Genomic DNA, 682 nt, shown 5'->3' on the forward strand with positions numbered 1-682 from the left:
TCGAACGGTTTGGAGGCGAAGCCCTTGTCCGAGATGAGCAGGATGCCGTCGTGTTCGGCGATCACCCCGGCGTCGGCTTCCAGCATCGCGGCCAGTACCTCGCGTTCGCCGATCTTGGGGTTCGCCAGAGCCCACAGGACCGGCATGCCGGTAGGAGTGCAGACCAGGTACAGCCGCAGTCCCCAGAAGAACCGCGAGTGTGAGGCGCAGTAGCCGTAGCCGGCCCAGCCGGCCAGGTCCGAGCGTTGCACGGTCGGGCGGGACATCCCACACGGCACTGGGGTGGAGTCGACGATCCAGTGGTTGTCGAACCAGAAGTCGCTGTCGCGGGCCAAGGCCCGGATAACGCGTTTGATCATCGGCAGGGCGGAACGGAGGCGCTTGTTGTAGCCCGGTCGCTGGGGTAGGTACGGGAACATGCCTCGTAGGTGGGTGTTGGCGTAGCGCAGCCAGTGCGCTTCGGACCGGGCCCCGAGCAGGACCTGGGCCACAGCCAGACAGACCAGTTCGGAGTCGGTGAGTAGTGGGGGTCGGCCACGCCACCGGGGTCCTCCGATCATGTCGTCGATCTTCACGTACAGTGCGGTCAAGAGGGTGTCCAGGTCTTGCGTCACAACATGATCTTGGATGCCCTCTCCTCATGCCCGGACATCGACCCCAGACTTCGGAACTACTCGTCTAG

1 protein-coding gene is annotated in these 682 nt (G+C 64.5%); it reads right to left on the reverse strand.

Annotation, left to right across the window (positions count from 1 at the left end):
- Positions 1-614: IS982 family transposase (locus tag I0C86_RS38770; RefSeq protein WP_196206293.1), on the reverse strand; the 614-nt coding region annotated here is incomplete at its 3' end.
- Positions 615-682: the final 68 nt, after the last annotated feature.

This window comes from Plantactinospora alkalitolerans (assembly GCF_015690345.1).
Classification (GTDB): Bacteria; Actinomycetota; Actinomycetes; order Mycobacteriales; family Micromonosporaceae; genus Plantactinospora; species Plantactinospora alkalitolerans.